This is a genomic window from Nocardioides lacusdianchii (assembly GCF_020102855.1).
GTDB classification, from domain to species: Bacteria; Actinomycetota; Actinomycetes; order Propionibacteriales; family Nocardioidaceae; genus Nocardioides; species Nocardioides lacusdianchii.
Genome location: NZ_JADHZD010000021.1, coordinates 51,648 through 52,413 on the forward strand (window position 1 = coordinate 51,648; position 766 = coordinate 52,413).

Sequence of the window (766 nt, forward strand, 5' to 3'; positions counted from 1 at the left end):
GATTCCGGCTTCACGCATGTTGATGCCGTTCCAGTCGCCGGGGGCGGGGTTGGTGGTGCCGCCGTCGCCGTTGGTGTCACCGCCGATGCTGTCGTCCTTGAGGCTGGTGAGCACCACGGGCTGGGCGCTGGTGCCGGTCACGGTCAACGTGCCGTACACGGTCAGACCGGCGCCGCTCTCGCTCTTGATTCTTGTGCCTGGCGCGACGGTAAGAGCCTTCCCGGTGGGCACTATCACGGTGCAGTTGAGTACATGGACTCCAACTTGAGTCCAGGTCTCATCCTGTGTGATCTGCCCGCAATGGTTGAGCCCGCCATCGTTTCCAGGCGTTACGGAGTTGCTCGGCTGCTTCGCGGACTCGTTTCCCGACTGGTCAAGCGCAGTCACCGAGAACGTGTACGTCGTGCCATTGGTCAGCCCCGTGACTGTCCAGGTGGTACCGGTGATGGGGGAGCTAGTTATGCGTGTCCAGGTCGCGCCTGAGTCCGTAGACCGATATAGGTGATAGCCGCTGAGGTCGGCTGCGGTGACGACCTCCCAAGTCAGAACGACTTCTCTGTCACCTGCCGCCGCGGCTAGTGATGCGGGCGAATCGGGCGGGGTTGTGTCGGGTGTCGGGGTGGGCGTCGGAGTGGGCGTCGGAGTGGGCGTCGGAGTGGGCGTCGGAGTGGGCGTCGGAGTGGGCGTCGGAGTGGGCGTCGGAGTGGGCGTCGGAGTGGGCGTCGGAGTGGGCGTCGGAGTGGGCGTCGGAGTGGGCGTCGGNGTG

1 protein-coding gene and 1 pseudogene are annotated in these 766 nt (G+C 65.5%); both read right to left on the bottom strand.

Annotated features, from left to right (window positions below):
* A partial coding sequence (locus IRX98_RS20240; RefSeq protein ID WP_235746042.1) for a beta-helix domain-containing protein occupies window positions 1–387 on the bottom strand: 387 nt, incomplete at its 3' end.
* A 9-nt stretch (window positions 388–396) separates the two neighbouring features.
* Window positions 397–546: pseudogene (locus tag IRX98_RS23795) on the bottom strand (fibronectin type III domain-containing protein); the annotation flags it as partial.
* Window positions 547–766 lie beyond the last annotated feature (220 nt).